21 protein-coding genes and 2 tRNA genes are annotated in these 17,250 nt (G+C 38.6%); 1 reads left to right on the plus strand and 22 read right to left on the minus strand.

The genetic code is table 11. The features are described 5' to 3' along the window. Nucleotides 1-219: 219 nt before the first annotated feature. Nucleotides 220-1,095 carry a helix-turn-helix domain-containing protein gene (locus IGI38_RS10330; protein ID WP_438729520.1) on the plus strand — a complete coding sequence of 292 codons (876 nt, stop codon included), beginning with the start codon at nucleotides 220-222 and terminating at the stop codon, nucleotides 1,093-1,095. A 94-nt stretch (nucleotides 1,096-1,189) separates the two neighbouring features. Here IGI38_RS10330 and IGI38_RS10335 read toward each other — a convergent pair. From IGI38_RS10335 to smpB, 22 genes are all read right to left on the minus strand, one after another. Continuing rightward, nucleotides 1,190-1,261: transfer RNA gene (locus IGI38_RS10335), tRNA-Gln, on the minus strand. 1 nt (nucleotide 1,262) lies between these two features. Beyond that, nucleotides 1,263-1,346, minus strand: a tRNA-Tyr gene (locus IGI38_RS10340). Nucleotides 1,347-1,428: 82 nt separating this feature from the next. Next, the gene (locus IGI38_RS10345) at nucleotides 1,429-1,659 is read right to left on the minus strand and encodes a DUF2969 domain-containing protein (RefSeq protein ID WP_438729523.1); all 231 of its coding nucleotides are present in this window, start codon (nucleotides 1,657-1,659) and stop codon (nucleotides 1,429-1,431) included. Nucleotides 1,660-1,734: 75 nt separating this feature from the next. Then, entirely contained in the window at nucleotides 1,735-2,379 is a 645-nt protein-coding gene (locus IGI38_RS10350; RefSeq protein WP_438729526.1) for a CBS and ACT domain-containing protein, read from the minus strand. Nucleotides 2,380-2,382: 3 nt separating this feature from the next. Further along, complete coding sequence (locus IGI38_RS10355; protein ID WP_438729529.1) at nucleotides 2,383-3,084, minus strand: ABC transporter ATP-binding protein; 702 nt, start codon at nucleotides 3,082-3,084, stop codon at nucleotides 2,383-2,385. After that, entirely contained in the window at nucleotides 3,084-3,860 is a 777-nt protein-coding gene (locus tag IGI38_RS10360) for an ABC transporter ATP-binding protein (protein WP_438729531.1), read from the minus strand. Before IGI38_RS10360 ends, IGI38_RS10355 begins: the two co-directional genes overlap by 1 nt. Beyond that, a complete protein-coding gene (locus IGI38_RS10365) occupies nucleotides 3,841-4,815 on the minus strand; it encodes a branched-chain amino acid ABC transporter permease (protein WP_438729534.1) in 975 nt (324 codons plus the stop codon). The genes IGI38_RS10360 and IGI38_RS10365 overlap by 20 nt, the downstream gene beginning before the upstream one ends. Before the next feature lie 9 nt (nucleotides 4,816-4,824). After that, on the minus strand, nucleotides 4,825-5,703 hold the full coding sequence (locus IGI38_RS10370) for a branched-chain amino acid ABC transporter permease (protein WP_438729536.1): 879 nt from the start codon (nucleotides 5,701-5,703) through the stop codon (nucleotides 4,825-4,827). A gap of 119 nt (nucleotides 5,704-5,822) precedes the next feature. Next, complete coding sequence (locus IGI38_RS10375; RefSeq protein WP_438729538.1) at nucleotides 5,823-6,986, minus strand: ABC transporter substrate-binding protein; 1,164 nt, start codon at nucleotides 6,984-6,986, stop codon at nucleotides 5,823-5,825. Nucleotides 6,987-7,428: 442 nt separating this feature from the next. Next, on the minus strand, nucleotides 7,429-7,719 hold the full coding sequence (gene yidD / locus IGI38_RS10380; protein WP_438729541.1) for a membrane protein insertion efficiency factor YidD: 291 nt from the start codon (nucleotides 7,717-7,719) through the stop codon (nucleotides 7,429-7,431). A 232-nt stretch (nucleotides 7,720-7,951) separates the two neighbouring features. Continuing rightward, complete coding sequence (locus IGI38_RS10385; protein ID WP_438729543.1) at nucleotides 7,952-8,128, minus strand: DNA-directed RNA polymerase subunit beta; 177 nt, start codon at nucleotides 8,126-8,128, stop codon at nucleotides 7,952-7,954. A gap of 11 nt (nucleotides 8,129-8,139) precedes the next feature. Beyond that, the gene (murA, locus tag IGI38_RS10390) at nucleotides 8,140-9,441 is read right to left on the minus strand and encodes a UDP-N-acetylglucosamine 1-carboxyvinyltransferase (protein ID WP_438729545.1); all 1,302 of its coding nucleotides are present in this window, start codon (nucleotides 9,439-9,441) and stop codon (nucleotides 8,140-8,142) included. A gap of 45 nt (nucleotides 9,442-9,486) precedes the next feature. Continuing rightward, nucleotides 9,487-9,720, minus strand: a complete 234-nt coding sequence (locus tag IGI38_RS10395) for a DUF1146 family protein (protein ID WP_438729547.1) — start codon at nucleotides 9,718-9,720, stop codon at nucleotides 9,487-9,489. A 317-nt stretch (nucleotides 9,721-10,037) separates the two neighbouring features. After that, nucleotides 10,038-10,472, minus strand: a complete 435-nt coding sequence (locus tag IGI38_RS10400) for a F0F1 ATP synthase subunit epsilon (protein ID WP_438729549.1) — start codon at nucleotides 10,470-10,472, stop codon at nucleotides 10,038-10,040. A 13-nt stretch (nucleotides 10,473-10,485) separates the two neighbouring features. After that, nucleotides 10,486-11,886 (minus strand): F0F1 ATP synthase subunit beta, encoded by a 1,401-nt coding sequence (atpD, locus tag IGI38_RS10405; RefSeq protein WP_438729552.1) that lies wholly within the window; start codon nucleotides 11,884-11,886, stop codon nucleotides 10,486-10,488. Nucleotides 11,887-11,908: 22 nt separating this feature from the next. Beyond that, nucleotides 11,909-12,814 carry a F0F1 ATP synthase subunit gamma gene (locus IGI38_RS10410; protein WP_438730405.1) on the minus strand — a complete coding sequence of 302 codons (906 nt, stop codon included), beginning with the start codon at nucleotides 12,812-12,814 and terminating at the stop codon, nucleotides 11,909-11,911. A 15-nt stretch (nucleotides 12,815-12,829) separates the two neighbouring features. Then, the gene (atpA, locus tag IGI38_RS10415) at nucleotides 12,830-14,356 is read right to left on the minus strand and encodes a F0F1 ATP synthase subunit alpha (RefSeq protein WP_438729555.1); all 1,527 of its coding nucleotides are present in this window, start codon (nucleotides 14,354-14,356) and stop codon (nucleotides 12,830-12,832) included. A gap of 19 nt (nucleotides 14,357-14,375) precedes the next feature. Continuing rightward, nucleotides 14,376-14,921, minus strand: coding sequence for an ATP synthase F1 subunit delta (gene atpH, locus IGI38_RS10420; RefSeq protein WP_438729557.1), 546 nt, complete (start codon nucleotides 14,919-14,921; stop codon nucleotides 14,376-14,378). After that, entirely contained in the window at nucleotides 14,911-15,432 is a 522-nt protein-coding gene (gene atpF / locus IGI38_RS10425) for a F0F1 ATP synthase subunit B (protein ID WP_438729560.1), read from the minus strand. The genes atpH and atpF overlap by 11 nt, the downstream gene beginning before the upstream one ends. A gap of 96 nt (nucleotides 15,433-15,528) precedes the next feature. Further along, nucleotides 15,529-15,744 carry an ATP synthase F0 subunit C gene (gene atpE, locus IGI38_RS10430; protein WP_010746753.1) on the minus strand — a complete coding sequence of 72 codons (216 nt, stop codon included), beginning with the start codon at nucleotides 15,742-15,744 and terminating at the stop codon, nucleotides 15,529-15,531. Nucleotides 15,745-15,782: 38 nt separating this feature from the next. Beyond that, nucleotides 15,783-16,496 (minus strand): F0F1 ATP synthase subunit A, encoded by a 714-nt coding sequence (gene atpB, locus IGI38_RS10435; protein ID WP_438729564.1) that lies wholly within the window; start codon nucleotides 16,494-16,496, stop codon nucleotides 15,783-15,785. A 288-nt stretch (nucleotides 16,497-16,784) separates the two neighbouring features. Beyond that, nucleotides 16,785-17,249, minus strand: coding sequence for an SsrA-binding protein SmpB (gene smpB, locus IGI38_RS10440; protein ID WP_010746755.1), 465 nt, complete (start codon nucleotides 17,247-17,249; stop codon nucleotides 16,785-16,787). Nucleotide 17,250: the final 1 nt, after the last annotated feature.

Here is a 17,250-nt window from a genome sequence, read left to right on the forward strand (position 1 = left end):
GGATTCAAACTCCTCTCTAATAGTAAAAACATCTTCCTATTAAATGTAGCGCATATTTAAAAAGGCTTCAAGCGAGAGAACTTCTGTCATTTTAAAATCTCCAAAAATATTGATTTATCAAGACTCTACGAAAAGTAGAGTCGCTTTTTCATCAGATTTCCTATTCATTTAGCTGTTCATTCGTTATGCTTAACTTAGCAAAAAGAAAGAGGAAAATAAATGGAAAATTTTTTAGGGTCACAATTAAGAAAGTATCGTCAGCGAAACGAACTTACACAAAAACAATTAGCTAATATTTTATATGTATCTGATCGAACTGTTTCAAAATGGGAACGTGGGGCAGGGTACCCTGATATCGATACATTGAAGTGTATTTCACAATTACTGGATATCTCGTTAGACAATTTGCTGAATGAACGGGAACCGGAGCTGTACTTTGAATATCGATCGAACGTACTCTTCTTTAATCTACCTTTGCTGCACATCATTGTTCCGAATCTTTCGGAGATGTTATGGCACAATCGCAGATTTGCGTTAAGTACCTTGAAGCATAAAAAACAATTAATTCCCTCAGCACATGGTATTTTCAGCATCGGTTTTTTCTCATCAGGAATTTTTTCATTAGGAATCTTTACAAAAGGATTTTTTTCGATGGGCCTCCTATCTCTGGGAGTATTTTCAGCAGGTTTTTTAGCCCTAGGATGTTTTACTGCTGGAAATCTAGCACTAGGAGCCATCGCTTTTGGAAATATCGGTATCGGTTTATTTGCTTTGGGCAATTTAGTCATTGGGGGCTTCAGCTTGGGAAACTTCGCTTTGGGCTATCTTGCCATAGGTAATAAAGCATTTGGAGCTTACACCAGTATTCTGCCAGAACATAGCAATATGTCCGAAATTTCGCAAGCAATAACTGAATTGCAACATGAAGTACCACAATTCATACGTACAATAATTATTGATCCGATTACATCAATGACCAGTGCTTCAATGTTTCCTTATGCAGCACTATCTTTTATTCTGTTCATTGTCTTTCTATTTTCTCTTATATGTTTTTGGGGAATGACAAAAATACGACGACATACTATCAAACAATAATTGATGAAAGTGCCTATAATGAGATTATCGGCACTTTTGCTATTGTTATATAAAAATAAAAAAAAGTGAGTTGCGTCTGCAACTCACTGAATAACTGGGGTAGCTGGATTCGAACCAACGCATGAGGGAGTCAAAGTCCCTTGCCTTACCGCTTGGCTATACCCCAATGGTGGAGGAGAGTGGATTCGAACCACTGAACCCTAAGGAACGGATTTACAGTCCGTCGCGTTTAGCCACTTCGCTACTCCTCCATCTAGGTTTTTTTATTATTTAAAAACCCGACTCAGTTATAATACCTAATCTTTAAAAAAAATGCAAGTACTTTTTCAAAAATTATTCATGTAAATTCCAGTTACGAATTAACGCTTCGATACCGTCATCTAAAGTCTTGTAATTTCCTAATGAATGCCCATCATTATAGGCTTGAAAATTTTTATTTGCAGAAATAATCTCACCAATAGTTTTTTTACCGATCACTAATTGAGTGATGGTTTGTTTTTTCCCATCAACCAAACGCTCTTCTTCTTTAATTTGAACTTGGATATCTTTGTTCTTTTTAGACATATACTTCCCTCCATCTTGAATAGTTTATCATACAACAAAAGAAAAGGACAACTGATCACTCAGTCATCCTAGAGGTTAAGGTTGCGTGATCGCTGCCCTCAATACTTCATAACCATTATCTGTCAAAAGCTGCTTAATCTCTTCAGTTTCTTTGCTTGCTAACTGAATCTCTACGATCGTAGCATTTGTTTGATGATCGACAATAACGGTTAAAATGCTAAAATCATGGTCAGCTAAAATTTTAGTTACTCTAGCCAACACACCTTTCTTATCTTCCAAAATTTTCAATTGAACACGCGTACCGCCTTCATAATACCCTGTCAGTTTTAAGAAAGCATCGAAGATATCGTTGTTCGTGATGATCCCCACTAATTTATCTCCGTCTAAAACGGGCAGTACGTTAATTTTATTTTGACGCATTAAATAAATACCGTCTTCCAGTTCTGCATCAGGAGTAATTGTTTTGACATCTTTTATCATCACATCAGAAACAACGGTCTTATTCAATAAATAGTTAACTTCATGAACACTCAAACTTGTCGCTTTTGAAGGTAGTGCCTCTTGGATCGTTCCTTCAGTAATTAACCCAACCAATTGGTCATTATTAATAACTGGTAGGCGGTGAATATCATATTTTTTCATCAAATCAACCGCATCAAATATTTTTGTATTTGGTGTGACTGTCACTAATTTTTCTGTCATAAAATCTTTTACACTCATGTTTTATCCTCCTAGATAAGCTTTCTTCACTTCTTCACTCTCTAGTAATTCTTGACCTGTTCCCGACAAGACTACTTTACCTGTTTCCAATACATAGCCGCGGTCAGCGATCGATAAAGCCATCTTCGCATTTTGCTCGATCAATAAAACGGTAGTTCCCTGTTTTTGAATCTCTTGGATAATGTTAAAAATTTCTTGAATAAAAATCGGCGCTAATCCCATTGAAGGTTCGTCTAGCAGCAATAAACGCGGTTTAGACATCAACGCCCGCCCCATCGCTAACATCTGCTGCTCCCCGCCAGATAGCGTTGAAGCATCTTGATTCAAACGTTCTTTCAAAATCGGAAATTTTTCATAAACATGTTCATAATCTTTTTGCATATCGCCATCTTTTCGCAAGTATGCACCCATCTCTAAGTTTTCCAAAACAGTCAACCCACGAAAGACGTGCCGACCTTCTGGCACTTGTGAAATTCCTTGAGCAACGATTCTTCTTGGAGCCTTCTTTTGAATAGGTGTGCCCTCAAAAGTGATCGTCCCTTTAGACGGTTGATTTAAACCAGAGATCGTCCGCAAAATCGTCGTTTTCCCGGCACCATTTGCTCCGATCAGAGAAACAATCTCCCCTTGATTAACCTCAAAACTGACATCCCGCACAGCCTGAATCATACCGTAATGAACCGAAAGATCTTCAATTTTCAACATTATAGCTCACCTCCAAGATAAGCTTTGATAACTTCTGGATTATTCTTGATTTCTTCTGGAACACCTTCTGCTAAAATACGACCATATTCCAAAACGTAAATTCGTTCACACACATCCATAACTAAACTCATATCGTGCTCAATCAACAAAATCGTGATCTGAAACTCTTCTTGGATTTTTCGAATTAACAAAGTCAAAGCTGCCGTTTCTTGCGGATTCATTCCTGCAGCCGGTTCATCTAAGAAAAGGATCTTAGGTTTAGTAGCTAACGCCCGTACAATCTCTAAGCGTCGTTGTTCACCATAAGGCAAATTACGCGCCAAATTTTCTGCTTTGTCCTGCAAATCAAAAATCGTCAATAATTTCAAAGCTTCTTCTTTTAATTTGTCTTCTTTATCATAAAAGGCAGGCAAACGTAAAACACTAGAGAAGAAACCCTCTTTATTTTTACTATTCATAGCAATCAATACGTTATCCAAAACAGTTAATTCTTTAAATAGACGAATATTTTGAAACGTCCGACTCAAGCCAAGATCAGCAATTGTATACGGCTTTTGACCATTCAAGCGATGGCTCTTACCCTCTACCTCCAGTAAGACATCGCCTTCGCTTGGTTCATAAACACCTGTAATTAAATTGAACAATGTTGTTTTTCCAGCACCATTCGGACCAATCAAGCCGACTAATTGATTTTCTTCTAATGCGATATTGACATTGGAGACCGCCGCCAAACCGCCAAAGTTTTTAGTTAAATCTTTAATTTCCAACAGAGGCATTTTGGTCATCTCCCTTTTTAAACTTATTTAAAATTTTCTTCACCGACAATTCCTTCGTACCTAATAAACCACCTGGTTTGAAGATCATCAAGATAATCAAAGCGAACGCATAGATGATCATCCGTAATGTTCCAAAATCCTGCAAATACATATTGATGATCCCTAAAAGAATTGCTGCAATAAATGTCCCCGTCACACTACCGATACCACCCAATACAACTAAAATCAAAATATCAACTGATTTGGTAAAGGCAAAATCTTTAGGTGCAATTGATTGTAAATAACCTGCGTATAATGAGCCTGCGATACTAGCGGTCATCGCGCCAAAAGTAAAAGCCATTACTTTGTATTTAGTGGTATTTACACCCATTGCTTCAGCTGCGATTTCATCTTCACGAATCGCCATTGTTGCGCGTCCAGCACCTGAGCGAATATAATTAACGATTAATAATGTAGTAATCGCCATAAAACCATAGACCATTTGCCAATCAACAAAAGGCTCTATTCCAAATAGACCTGAGGGGCCATTCGTAATTTCTTTAAAGTTGATCAGTAAAATACGAATAATTTCTGCTACACCTAACGTTGCGATTGCTAAATAATCTCCGCTTAAACGCAAAGTTGGAATTCCAACCGCTACGGCAACAACACCAGCTAAAATAACGCCAACCGCCATACCTAAGAAAAATCCACCATAAGTCGGCATATTCATTGAAATCAATGCTGCAGCATAAGCTCCTATTGCCATGAAACCCGCGTGTCCCAAAGAGAACTGACCAGAAAAGCCTATAATCAAATTTAGACCCACCGCCAAAATCACATTGATACCGATTTGAACTAAAATATTATCTAAGAACAAGTTGACCATCCCAGCAGAATAGGATACGTATAAAACCACGTAACCAATTGCGATTAAAGCTAGCCAAATCAAATTGTATTTCAAATTCTTTTTCATTTGACCCACCTACACTTTCTCTTTTACATGTTTGCCTAAAATACCGGCCGGTCGAACTAATAAAATCAAAATCAATACAGCGTAAACCACTGCATCTTTAAAATCAGAAAAACCTAATGCAGTAGTCAATGTTTCAATTAAACCGATAACAAATCCGCCAATCGCGGCACCAGGAATAATTCCGATTCCGCCTAGAACAGCCGCAATAAATGATTTCAATCCTGGAATATATCCCATCATTGGATCAATCGAGTTATAGTACAACCCGATCATCATTCCACCTGCTGCGGCCAGTGCAGATCCTAAAGCAAAGGTAAAAGAAATTGTACGATTCACATCAATCCCCATCAACTGAGCAGCATCCGTATCCACACTTACTGCACGCATCGCTTTTCCCATCTTCGTTTTTTGGACGATCAGATTCAAAGCAATCATCAAGAATAATGACAGACCTAAAATCAACAACTGGATATTTGATACACTCAAGAAGCCGATCTTGTAGACTTGCAGCTTAATAGCCTGAGGGAATGGTCGTGTTGTCGAACTGAAGAAATAGATCATTGTATTTTGTAACAGGTATGAAACCCCGATCGCCGTAATCAACGCAGCGATTCTCGTTGAATTTCTTAATGGTCGATAAGCTAAAAACTCAATCACTACTCCTAGAATTGCACTACCCGCCATTGACAAGACTAACGCCGGAAAGAATCCCATGTTGAACTGATTGATCAAAAAATACCCTATGAACGAACCAATCATATAAATTTCGCCGTGAGCAAAGTTGATTAATTTAATAATTCCATAAACCATAGTATATCCCAGCGCCATTAGCGCATAGACACTACCTAGGAAAAGCCCATTGACAATTTGCTGAATAAATATTTCCATCTTTATCACATCACTTTTCAAAAAAATAGAGTGGTCGATCATTTTTACGACCTTGATTCTTAAAAGGGAGTGTACCAAAGTTCATTGGCACACCCCCCTTGCCTGCTTTTACCGAATAATTATGGATTAACGGTTTCAGCAGAAGTTTCTTTCCCATCTGTTAGACCAAGAACAACCGCTGATTTTACAGGATTATGTTCCTTGTCCATTGAAATCTTACCGGTAACCCCTTCAAAGTCTTTCAAATTCGCTAGACCTTTATCAATTGCTTCCGGCGTTGCTTTTCCTTCATCCTCAATTGCTTGTTTAATCATATAAACCGAATCATAAGCTAAAGCGTTGAATGAAGATGGTTGTTTGCTATATTTCTTCTCAAAAGCTTTTACAAACGGTTCAACTTTATCTGTTGCTGGAGCTTTTGTTGAGAAGTGCCCAGTATAGTAAACATTTTTTACATTGCTTGCGCCTGCTGTTTCAACTAACTTTTCATCACCAAAGCCGTCAGCACCGATGATTGGCTGCTCGATACCCATTTCACGTGCTTGCTTGATGATCAAGCCAGCTTCTGTGTAGTAGCCCGGAATATAGATAACGTTAAAGTCTTTATCTTTGATTTTGGTTAACATCGCTTGGAAATCTTTGTCACCTGCAGTAAAATTCTCCTCGGCTACAATTTTCCCTTTATAAGTATCCTTAAATGCTTTCTTCAAGCCATTCGCGTAATCACTTGAATTATCGCCTAAAATCACGGCTTTGTCCGCTTTTAAGTTTTCATCGGCATATTTAGCCAAAACAATTCCTTGGAAACTATCTTGGAAACAAGAACGATAAATATAATCTTGAACCTTACCCTTTTGTACAGTAATGGCATCATCCGTCCCAGATGGTGTTACTGCTGGAACCTTAGCCTTAGTTAGATTCGGTAATGTTGCTTTTGTCGCCCCTGAAGTTGCTGGTCCAATAATTGCTACTACTCCATCTTTTGTTGTTAAATTTGCTGCAACAGATGCAGCTTCATTATTATCTGACTTATTATCTTTTGAGATGTATTCGATTTTCTTTCCGTCAATTCCGCCATCTTTATTAATTTCTTCAACAGCTAATTTGACACCTTCATTTTCAGCTTCGCCGTATGCAGCTACAGCGCCAGATAATTCGAAGTTCCCACCGATTTTAATCGTCTTAGCATCTTCTCCACTGCTGCTATCGTTAGCTTTAGGCGAACCACATGCGCCAAACAAAAACAACCCTGCTGCTAGAGCAGCCACTGTTCTTTTCTTCATCCTGTTTCCCCCTAATAAAATAATGATAAATAGTTAAGATAATAAAGAATATATAGGAAAAAACTCTCACTGTCAATTAAATTTTCTGAATATTTTAATAATTCGGCAATACTCAAACAATTTATAGCGCTTACACACTTGATTCAAAATTATCAGATAACTAAAAAAAATCTCTCTGACCTACAAACAGTCAAAGAGATTCATTTAAAATAACTTAATATTAAAGTGTTGATCGATTGTTATAGCAGCTTCCGAATGGCTTCTAAAAAAATAGTGAGTGGGATTCTACTCTTTTTCAATCCCATAAGTTGATACAGTCGTAAACAGACATAGAAAATACCACTATTCTTTACAATAACTTCTCTACTATTTTTACCCGCAATCATCGAACAATCTTTATATAGAAATTTTCTGTTAACAATACCTATTAAATCGCTTCATATTACGAATTCTTTTTTAGATTTTGATAATTAGGCTCTTCTCTATCGATTAAATTTTTTTTCAACGAAAATTTTACTGGTACATAATCTAAACCAGCCTTAGCAAAAGGATGGCATCTTAAAATTCGCGAAACGCCCATCAAAAAGCCTTTAAACGCTCCATGAATCTGAATAGCTTTGATCATATAACTAGAACATGATGGATAATAACGACAAGAAGGTTGTGTTAACGGCGAGATAAAACGTTGATATCCCCGTACTAAAAAAATTAAACCATTACCCATAAAACTCATTCTCTCACCTCAAACTAGTTCCTATAGTAGCTCAAATTTTATGATAGCATAAAAATCTATACACCTATTTCTATTAACGCTATTACGTTTTTAATACACTTAGTATTCAATCAATTAAATAATACTTTTTACTATTGTAGTTTCTATTTTCAAAAACTGCAAAAAAAGAGATTGAACCAAAGAAATGGAACAATCCCTTTATCAATAATCTACACAATTTTCATTATACGTATTAATGAACAAAATCTAAAATATGGCGCCAAACATCTGGCAATAGCACTTTAAATGGATTTCCGCCGCCCATCACTCCATAACCAATCATGCTGCCGATGACAAATAATAAAACACCCGCAAGTAAAATGGCTACAATTCGAATCAAGCTGCGTAATACATGTTCACCTGAACTCATATATCCACTCCTTAAGCTAATACAGTTGCTAAGTCAGCTGCTCGCTTACTTTCATTGTCTACACGCTCCACATAAGCACCCAATTGTTGCAATTTTTTGTGGAATTGATAGTATCCACGATCTAAATATTTTAAATTACGAACGCGTGTAATACCATTTGCTCTTAGACCAGCTAAAACTAATGCCGCAGCTGCGCGTAAATCAGTCGCGTACACTTCCGCACCTTGCAACTCAGAAGCACCTTTAATCAAAGCAACATTATTGTCGATTTTTACTTGTGCATTCATTCTACGCATTTCTTCTAAATGTTGGAAACGATTTTCAAAAACCGTTTCCGTCGTTGTGCTGACACCATCAGCCACTAATTGAATAGCCGTCATTTGCGCTTGCATATCTGTTGGGAACCCTGGATGAGGCATCGTTTTAATATCAGTCGCTTTTAAAGACTTAGGACCAATTACACGCAAACCGTCATTTTCTTCACTAATCTTAACGCCCATTTCAATCAATTTAGAAATCAGCGGACGATTGTGTTCAGGAATCGCACCGTCAATCAAAACATTACCTTCTGTCATTGCAGCAGCAACCATGAAAGTTCCAGCTTCGATACGATCTTGAACGATTGGATGAGACACAGCATGAAGATGGTCTACGCCTTCAATACGCATCGTTTCTGTTCCCGCACCATGAATGCTAGCACCCATTTTATTCAAGAAGTTCGCTAAATCAACAATTTCAGGTTCACGCGCAACGTTTTCGATCACAGTTGTACCTTTAGCTTTTACAGCAGCCATCATGATATTTTGCGTTGCGCCGACACTTGGAAAGTCTAAATAAATAGTATCCCCAACCAATTCGTCAGCGATTGCTTCGATGTATCCATTTTTTTGAATAATTTTAGCACCTAGAGCTTGAAACCCTTTTAAATGTAGATCGATTGGCCGTTTACCAATTGCACATCCTCCCGGCATTGCAACTTTTGCATGCCCATTGCGAGCCAATAACGGACCCATCACAACGATTGATGCGCGCATTTTACTTACATATTCATAAGGTGCTTCCACGTTTAATTGGCGTGTAGCATCCACTGTAATTTCTTTCGTCTCTTCATTGAACTCAACATCTGTATTTAAATAACGAATCACTTGATTCATGGTAAAGACATCCGATAAAATTGGAACGTTACTCAGTGTTGATGTTCCTTCTTCAGCCAATAAAGTTGCAGCTAAAATAGGTAGCACAGCATTCTTTGCTCCCTCAATATGTACTGTTCCTTTTAATTGTTTACCACCACGAACGATGATCTCTTCCATTGTATTCCCTCCAAAAAAGCTAATCGATTTCCTCGTATATGTATCTTAATTAAATGTCAAAAATATATTTTTACACAAAAGAATGATTTCTAAAAAGAATGTACTGCAAGTAAAACCTAAAGCAATAGCTATCATCAAAATCACAAGACGAACCTGTGTTTCTTTAAATGCCTTAAAAAGATTTTCTATGCGCAATGATCTTAAAGACCAGAAAGCTAAATAGATGAAGGAAAAATGCGAGACGATTCTCACGATTGCATCAATTCCATATACCTGCATAATTTGTATCCTTTCAAAAAAAATCAACAGTTGGATTATATCACAGTTTCTGATAAAGAAGAATACTTTGCATACTCAAAGGACTGTTCAGAAACTTTTAAAAAACTTAACGTTCACTTTTCATTCTCCATTAGTAAAAAAATAATTATTTATTCTTAAAAAGTTCTTTAAAAAATTTTGGACGTATTCATTTGTCAAAATAGCTTAAAAAATCCGTTTTAGGTATAAGCATCCTTAATTTATTGATCCTTTTTTTCTTTTAAAAACAAATAAAAAAGAGTCATGCCAAAAACTAGTTGGCATGACTCTTCAAACTATTATCGATGTTTTGATACTTTTATCCGATTCATCGCACGGTGCAATGCCACCTCAGCACGACTTAATTGGTCGGTGTCTTCTTTTTCCCGCGCTTCTTGAATTCGCGCTTCCGCACGTTGTTTAGCTCTTTCCGCACGAGAGACATCGATATCACGTTCACGTTCAGCTGTATCGGCTATAATCGTCAACACATTGTCTCGAACTTCCATGATCCCACCATTGACTGCGATCCAGTCAACGTGCGTATCAGCATCCGTTCGGCGAACACGAACCTCATCGATGGCAAGAGGCGCAATGATCGGTGCATGGTTAGGTAAAATCCCAATTTCACCAGCAACTGTTTTTGCAACTACAATGGTTGCATTGTGATCATAAACGTTGCCATCTGGAGTAACAACGTTCACTTGCAGAACTTTGTTTTTTTCTTGTTCCATCGGGCACCTCTTTCTAGTAGCCTAAAGTTTTCGCTTTTTCGATGACATCTTCGATCGTACCTACACTGCGAAAGGCATCTTCAGGGAGATCGTCATATTTTCCTTCAAGAATCTCCTTAAAACCTTCAACAGTTTTTTCAACGGGTACGTATGAACCAGGCTGACCAGTAAATTGTTCCGCCACATTAAAGTTTTGTGACAAGAAAAATTGAATCCGACGAGCACGAGATACGATCACTTTTTCTTGATCAGATAATTCGTCCATCCCTAAAATAGCGATAATATCTTGTAATTCACGATAACGTTGTAAAACTCGTTGAACTTCTGTCGCTACACGATAATGTTCTTCTCCAACTATTTCAGGTGCTAATGCACTTGAAGATGAAGCCAATGGGTCAACGGCTGGATAAATCCCTTGTTCCGTCAATTTACGTTCCAAGTTCGTTGTTGCATCTAAATGGGCGAAAGCTGTCGCTGGCGCCGGGTCAGAATAGTCATCGGCTGGTACGTAAATGGCTTGGATCGAAGTGATTGAACCTTTTTTGGTTGAAGTAATTCGTTCTTGTAATTGCCCCATCTCAGTTGCCAAAGTTGGTTGGTAACCAACAGCTGATGGCATCCGTCCTAGTAAGGCAGAAACTTCTGATCCGGCTTGAGTAAAGCGGAAGATGTTGTCGATAAACAACAGCACATCTTGCCCTTCTTCATCACGGAAGTATTCAGCTAATGTCAAACCGGTCAAAGCAACCCGCATCCGGGCACCAGGCGGCTCATTCATTTGTCCGAACACCATGGCTGTTTTCTCAATAACGCCAGAGTCTTTCATTTCATAATAAAGGTCGTTCCCTTCACGAGTACGTTCGCCAACACCGGTAAACACGGAAATACCACCGTGTTCCTGTGCAATATTATGAATCAATTCTTGGATCAAAACGGTTTTACCAACACCGGCACCACCGAAAAGTCCGACTTTCCCACCTTTTAAGTAAGGAGCCAGTAAGTCGATAACTTTGATCCCAGTTTCTAAAATTTCATTACTCGTGCTAAGTTCTTCAAAAGTAGGCGCCTTTTTGTGGATACCACTTCTTTCTGAATCTTCTGGAAAAGGTGCTTCTTTATCAATCGTTTCACCTAATACGTTAAACACACGACCTAGAGTGTCTTTACCTACAGGAACGGAGATTGATTTGCCAGTATCAACAACTTCCATCCCGCGCTGCAGACCATCAGTAGCCTCCATAGCGATCGTGCGAATAACACCATCACCAAGTTCTAAAGCAGCTTCAAGCACAACTTTTGTTTTATCTTTTTTATAAACAATCAACGCATTGTTGATGTCTGGTAAGGATTGATCTAAAGAAAATTCCACGTCGACAACGGGACCAATAACTTGAACAATCTTGCCTGAACTCATGTTTTTTCCTCCAATCTCGAAATTATTCTAATGCGGAAGCCCCGCCGACAATTTCAGTAATCTCTTGGGTGATCGCCGCTTGACGGGCCCGGTTGTATGAAATCGTTAAATCACCAATGATGGCACTTGCATTATCTGTTGCTGTCTTCATCGCTGTCATTCCAGCCGCATGTTCTGCCGTTTTGGCATCAACGATCGCTCCGTAAATCAAACTTTCAGCATATTGCGGAAGTAATTGATCAAGAATCGCTTCTTTTGAAGGCTCGAATAGATATTCTTCACGATAGGTTTGTGCCTCGCTTGGATCCAAATCAGAAATCGGCAGCATTTTTTCTACTCGAAACTGACTGGATAATGAATTAACGTGATGGTTATAACATACGTACAGTTCATCAAACACTTGGTTTTCATACATGCTAGTCGTCATCGAGACGATTTTTCGTACTTCATCAAAGCTTGGTTGATCCGATAAATTGCGTAATTCATAAGCCAATTTAACGCCGCGAGCTTTAAAAAAGTCCGCTCCGGTTCCACCAATGGCTAGCAAAACATATTCATCAGCAGAATCATGATCATCTTCAAGCATCGTCATAGTCTGTTTTAAAATAGAACTATTGTACCCTCCGACCAAACCGCCATCTGAAGTTATCACGATGTACCCCGTTTTTTTGACTGGACGATTCAACAACATGCTATGATAATTGATGCCGCCTAATTCGCGGCCAGAGTTTGCCAACTCAGTTAATTCACTCGCTGTTAAATGCGTCAACACTTCACGTACTTTTGAAGCGTAAAGTTGAAATTTTGCTGAGTAAGCTTCTGATTTCGTTAATTTGGATGCTGATACCATTTGCATAGCATTGGTGATTTGGCTAGTTTTCTTTGTCGATGCAATCCGTGTTTTGATTTCATTTAAGGATGCCATGATTTATTCTCACCTCGATTATGCTTTTTCTTGGTTAGCAGATGAAGCATCAAAAATGTCTTTGAATTCTTGGATCGCTCCGTCTAGTTTATCTGTATCTGGCAATTCTTTTGTATCACGAATCGTTGCAAATAAATCAGAATGGTTCGTTTCCAAATACTCAAATAATTGTGCTTCAAAATCCAAAATGCTATTCACTGGAATACTGTCAAGCACACCATGAGTCAAGGCATAAAGAATCACTACTTGTTTTTCAACAGGAAGTGGATCATGCAATTTTTGTTTTAGCACTTCAACCGTTCGGCGTCCGCGATTTAATTTGGCCTGTGTTGCAGCATCTAAATCAGAACCGAATTGCGTGAAGGCTTCTAATTCACGATAGCTGGCAAGATCTAAACGAAGTGTTCCGGCAACTTTTTTCATTGCCTTGATTTGTGCTGAACCACCAACCCGTGACACAGATAAACCCGCATCAACAGCTGGGCGAATACCAGCGTAGAACAAATCGTTTTCTAAGAAAATTTGGCCATCAGTGATTGAAATCACGTTAGTCGGAATATAAGCAGAAATATCGCCAGCTTGTGTTTCGACGAATGGTAGAGCTGTTAACGAACCCCCACCTAATTCATCTGAAAGTTTTGCTGCACGTTCTAATAAACGTGAGTGTAAATAGAAGACATCCCCTGGATAAGCTTCACGACCTGGCGGACGACGTAATAGTAATGACAGTTCACGATAAGCAACAGCTTGTTTTGATAAATCATCAAAAACAACTAATACGTGTTTGCCGTTGTACATGAATTCTTCACCCATTGCGGTTCCAGCATACGGCGCGATAAATAATAGCGGTGCAGGTTGAGAAGCACCTGCTGTTACAACGATGGTATAATCCATAGCACCGAATTTCCGAAGTGTTTCCACTTGTGAACGTACTGTAGATTCTTTTTGGCCGATAGCAACATAAATACAAATCATATCTTGACCTTTTTGATTGATGATCGTATCAATTGCGATCGACGTCTTACCAGTTTTGCGGTCGCCAATGACTAATTCACGTTGACCACGACCAATGGGAACAAGTGCATCAATTGCTTTTAAACCTGTTTGCATTGGCTCAGACACTGACTTACGTTGCATAACACCAGGAGCCATTGCCTCTACTGGTCGGGTTTTACTGGTTTCGATTGGGCCCATACCATCAATCGGTTGTCCTAAAGGATTAACGACACGACCAATCATGTTGTCACCGACTGGCACTTCCATGATTTTCCCGGTACGTTTTACTTTATCTCCTTCACGAATGGACTCAAATTCACCTAAAACAATAATACCAACATCATTGCTTTCTAAGTTTTGTGCCATTCCATAAGAGCCGTTGGAAAACTCTAAGAGCTCTCCACTCATTGCATTCTCTAAACCATGGGCACGGGCAATTCCGTCCCCAACATAAGTGACTGTTCCAATTTCCTCAACAGACAACTTATTATCATAATTTTGAATCTGTTCTTTGATTAAAGCACTGATTTCTTCTGCTTTGATGGCCATTCATTTCACCTCTTCTTCTCTACTTTTTACTAAGTGCTGCTCGTAGACCATTTAATTGGCTGGCGAGGCTGCCGTCGATCACTTGATGATCGGCTTCAACAATGACACCGCCGAGAATTGACTCATCAACTATCGGGGTTAGCGTGGCCTTCTGGTAGCCAAAAACATCAGCGACTTTTGCTTCAAGCTCTTGTTTCTTTTCTTGAGAGAGCGGTACAGCCGTGGTGACTGTTCCGTGTGCGATTTTATTTAATGCATCATAACGATGTTCGAATTCTTCAATCATAAAAGGAAGATCATCGCTACGGTTATATTCAAAAACAACTAATAGAAATTTTTTTGCAATGCCGTCAAATCCGCCAGTGAACGCATCCATAATCGCTTTCTTCTCAGCACCTTCTAAACGAACATCAGTCAAAATATTTCCCAGATCAGGAATTTCTTTGCAAATTTCCCGAATCGTCAACAACTCTTGATAAACGTCATCGACCGCTTCATTTTCGATCGCCAATTCAAACAAAGCTTTTCCATAACGTTTACCAACAGTATATTTATCAAGCTTCATGCTCTGTGTTACCTAACTTGTCCATATAGTTGTTGATCAAATCTTGATGAGCATCTTGCGAAAGCTCTTTACTCAAGATTTTTTCTGCGATTTGTAGAGAAAGTGTTGCCACATCATCTTTAACAGAAGTCAATGCATTTTCGCGTTCATCTTTGATTTCCGCTTGCGCACGATCTTTTAGACGAGTAACTTCTTCTTTTGTATCCTTGATGATGTTTTGGCGGCTTAATTCGCCACTTTCCTTCGCATTCTTAATGATATCTGCCGCATCACTACGGGAACTTGCCAACTGAGTTTCTCGTTCTTTCTCCAACTCAGCCGCTTTGATCCGAGATTGTTCGGCAGAATCTAGATCATTGGCGATCTTATCTTCACGTTTTTTCAGGATGTCTTGGACAGCGCCCCACGCGAATTTTTTCAATAATGCCATTAGGATTACAAAAGCTCCCGTAACGGCGATTAAATTGCCAAGTGTTGTATTGACAGCCTCAGCAATAACTAGATTCAGCATACTCGGTCTTCCTTTCTGTTCTTTCTCATTAAAAGAACCGTTATACGGTTCTCCTGCTCATCATTGGGATGAGTCGCAATAAAAAAGTATCAATTATTAACCTTGGAAAACCATCAACATACCTAATACAACACCTAGAATTGGCACAGCTTCGATCAAACCAACACCGATAAACATAGTTGAACGAATTTGTCCTGACATTTCTGGTTGGCGTGCCATTGATTCAATTGCTTTTGAGATTACTTGTCCGTTACCATAACCAGCCCCAATTGCGGCTCCCATGATTGCGATTCCTGCACCGATAAAGTTCATAATAATTTTCCTCCTAAAAGTGTGTTAAATTTTTTAAATTATTCTACCTCGATTTTATGACTGATATAAACCATAGATAGAGTAGTAAAAACAAAAGCTTGGATACTACCGATAAATAGTGAGAATGCGATCCAAATCATTTCAAGCGGGATAGCGAATGGCAAAGTCCACCATCCGGTACTAGTGACCATACTTGCAATAAGTGAAAGCAATACTTCCCCCGCAAAAATGTTTCCGTAAAGACGTAAGCCTAACGTGATAACATTTGTAAATTCTTCCATCAATTTAATCGGAAATAATCCCGCAGGTGTGAAGAAAGAATTTTTGATGTAACTGCCTAGCCCCAATTTCTCAGTTCCTAAGTAATTGGCTAAGACTAATACTAGTAATGCCAGCCCCATCGTTACAAAAGGGTTTGCTGTTGGGCTTTTCCAATAAGTCACCTCATTACCTGTGACAATTTTTGTGACTAGCCCAATTTGGTTTGCTACAAAAATAAATAAGAACAACGTAAATGAGAACAAACTAAAATTTCTGACTTCTTTACGAGGCATATTGTCACCAACAATATTCGTAGTGAAATCAATGACCCACTCAATTGCGTTTTGCTTCCCTTTAGGTTTCAATGATAGGTTGCGTGTAAATGCATAAACAAGGAAAAAAACAATCACACACGTAACGATAATCATTGTTGTTACCGTTCCATCAAACCATATGGGGCCAATATGGAAAAACCAAGATTTTTCATTCAATCAAGTTCACCTCTCTTCCCAGCGACTCGAGCCAGCTCTTGCCTGCTTAGTGCTGCTCCTCAAAATACTATCGTATGTTACCACCAGAGAAAGAAAATTTCAAAGAATTTTCCTAAAAATTTTCGAATAAGTCAGAGATATTTTCTCTAACGTTATTTAATCTCTGTCTATACGCCTTAAGTAGCTGGTTTAGCACATAAAATGGCTAGTATAGATTGTAACCAATCGTATCAAAATCCATTGTGAAGTAAAGAAATTCTCACCAAATATGCGAAAAAGAATATTTTGTTAGCGAGAATAATTTTTCAGTGTCCGACTAATTTGTCGATCGACATCTTTACGCTTCAAACTTTCCCGTTTATCATATTGATGTTTCCCTTTTGCAACACCTATCAAAACCTTCGCGTACCCATCTTTCAAATATACTTTTAATGGTACTAGTGTTATTCCGGTATTTTTTACTTCCCCAGCTAAACGTGCAATCTGTTTTTTATGCATTAGTAATTTACGTGTGCGTACAGGATCATGATTAAAGATGTTTCCTTGTTCATAGGGACTGATATGCACATTGTATAAAAAAGCTTCGCCATTTCGAATCCGGGCGAACCCGTCCTTCAGGTTGATTCGACTATTACGAATCGATTTTATTTCTGTACCTTGCAATACAATTCCAGCTTCAATCGTATCTATGATCGTATAATCGTGCCGCGCTTTTTTATTTTGCGCCACTAATTTACCTTCACCTTTCGGCATG

The organism is Enterococcus sp. AZ128, from assembly GCF_051714485.1.
Lineage (GTDB): Bacteria > Bacillota > Bacilli > Lactobacillales > Enterococcaceae > Enterococcus_A.

Bases quoted from the DNA above. Each gene is read 5' to 3' on its own strand.
- atpH (WP_438729557.1), bottom strand. From the start codon at position 14,921: ATGAAGCTTGATAAATATACTGTTGGTAAACGTTATGGAAAAGCTTTG.
- atpD (WP_438729552.1), bottom strand. From the start codon at position 11,886: ATGAGTTCAGGCAAGATTGTTCAAGTTATTGGTCCCGTTGTCGACGTG.
- IGI38_RS10365 (WP_438729534.1), bottom strand. From the start codon at position 4,815: ATGAAAAAGAATTTGAAATACAATTTGATTTGGCTAGCTTTAATCGCA.
- IGI38_RS10360 (WP_438729531.1), bottom strand. From the start codon at position 3,860: ATGCCTCTGTTGGAAATTAAAGATTTAACTAAAAACTTTGGCGGTTTG.
- atpA (WP_438729555.1), bottom strand. From the start codon at position 14,356: ATGGCCATCAAAGCAGAAGAAATCAGTGCTTTAATCAAAGAACAGATT.
- smpB (WP_010746755.1), bottom strand. From the start codon at position 17,249: ATGCCGAAAGGTGAAGGTAAATTAGTGGCGCAAAATAAAAAAGCGCGG.
- IGI38_RS10345 (WP_438729523.1), bottom strand. From the start codon at position 1,659: ATGTCTAAAAAGAACAAAGATATCCAAGTTCAAATTAAAGAAGAAGAG.
- IGI38_RS10355 (WP_438729529.1), bottom strand. From the start codon at position 3,084: ATGTTGAAAATTGAAGATCTTTCGGTTCATTACGGTATGATTCAGGCT.
- IGI38_RS10395 (WP_438729547.1), bottom strand. From the start codon at position 9,720: ATGCAGGTATATGGAATTGATGCAATCGTGAGAATCGTCTCGCATTTT.
- yidD (WP_438729541.1), bottom strand. From the start codon at position 7,719: ATGAGTTTTATGGGTAATGGTTTAATTTTTTTAGTACGGGGATATCAA.
- IGI38_RS10385 (WP_438729543.1), bottom strand. From the start codon at position 8,128: ATGAGTTCAGGTGAACATGTATTACGCAGCTTGATTCGAATTGTAGCC.
- atpE (WP_010746753.1), bottom strand. From the start codon at position 15,744: ATGAACTTTATCGGTGCAGGAATCGCAATCATGGGAGCCGCAATTGGG.
- IGI38_RS10400 (WP_438729549.1), bottom strand. From the start codon at position 10,472: ATGGAACAAGAAAAAAACAAAGTTCTGCAAGTGAACGTTGTTACTCCA.
- murA (WP_438729545.1), bottom strand. From the start codon at position 9,441: ATGGAAGAGATCATCGTTCGTGGTGGTAAACAATTAAAAGGAACAGTA.
- IGI38_RS10370 (WP_438729536.1), bottom strand. From the start codon at position 5,703: ATGGAAATATTTATTCAGCAAATTGTCAATGGGCTTTTCCTAGGTAGT.
- IGI38_RS10350 (WP_438729526.1), bottom strand. From the start codon at position 2,379: ATGAGTGTAAAAGATTTTATGACAGAAAAATTAGTGACAGTCACACCA.
- atpF (WP_438729560.1), bottom strand. From the start codon at position 15,432: ATGCTGAATCTAGTTATTGCTGAGGCTGTCAATACAACACTTGGCAAT.
- IGI38_RS10330 (WP_438729520.1), top strand. From the start codon at position 220: ATGGAAAATTTTTTAGGGTCACAATTAAGAAAGTATCGTCAGCGAAAC.
- IGI38_RS10375 (WP_438729538.1), bottom strand. From the start codon at position 6,986: ATGAAGAAAAGAACAGTGGCTGCTCTAGCAGCAGGGTTGTTTTTGTTT.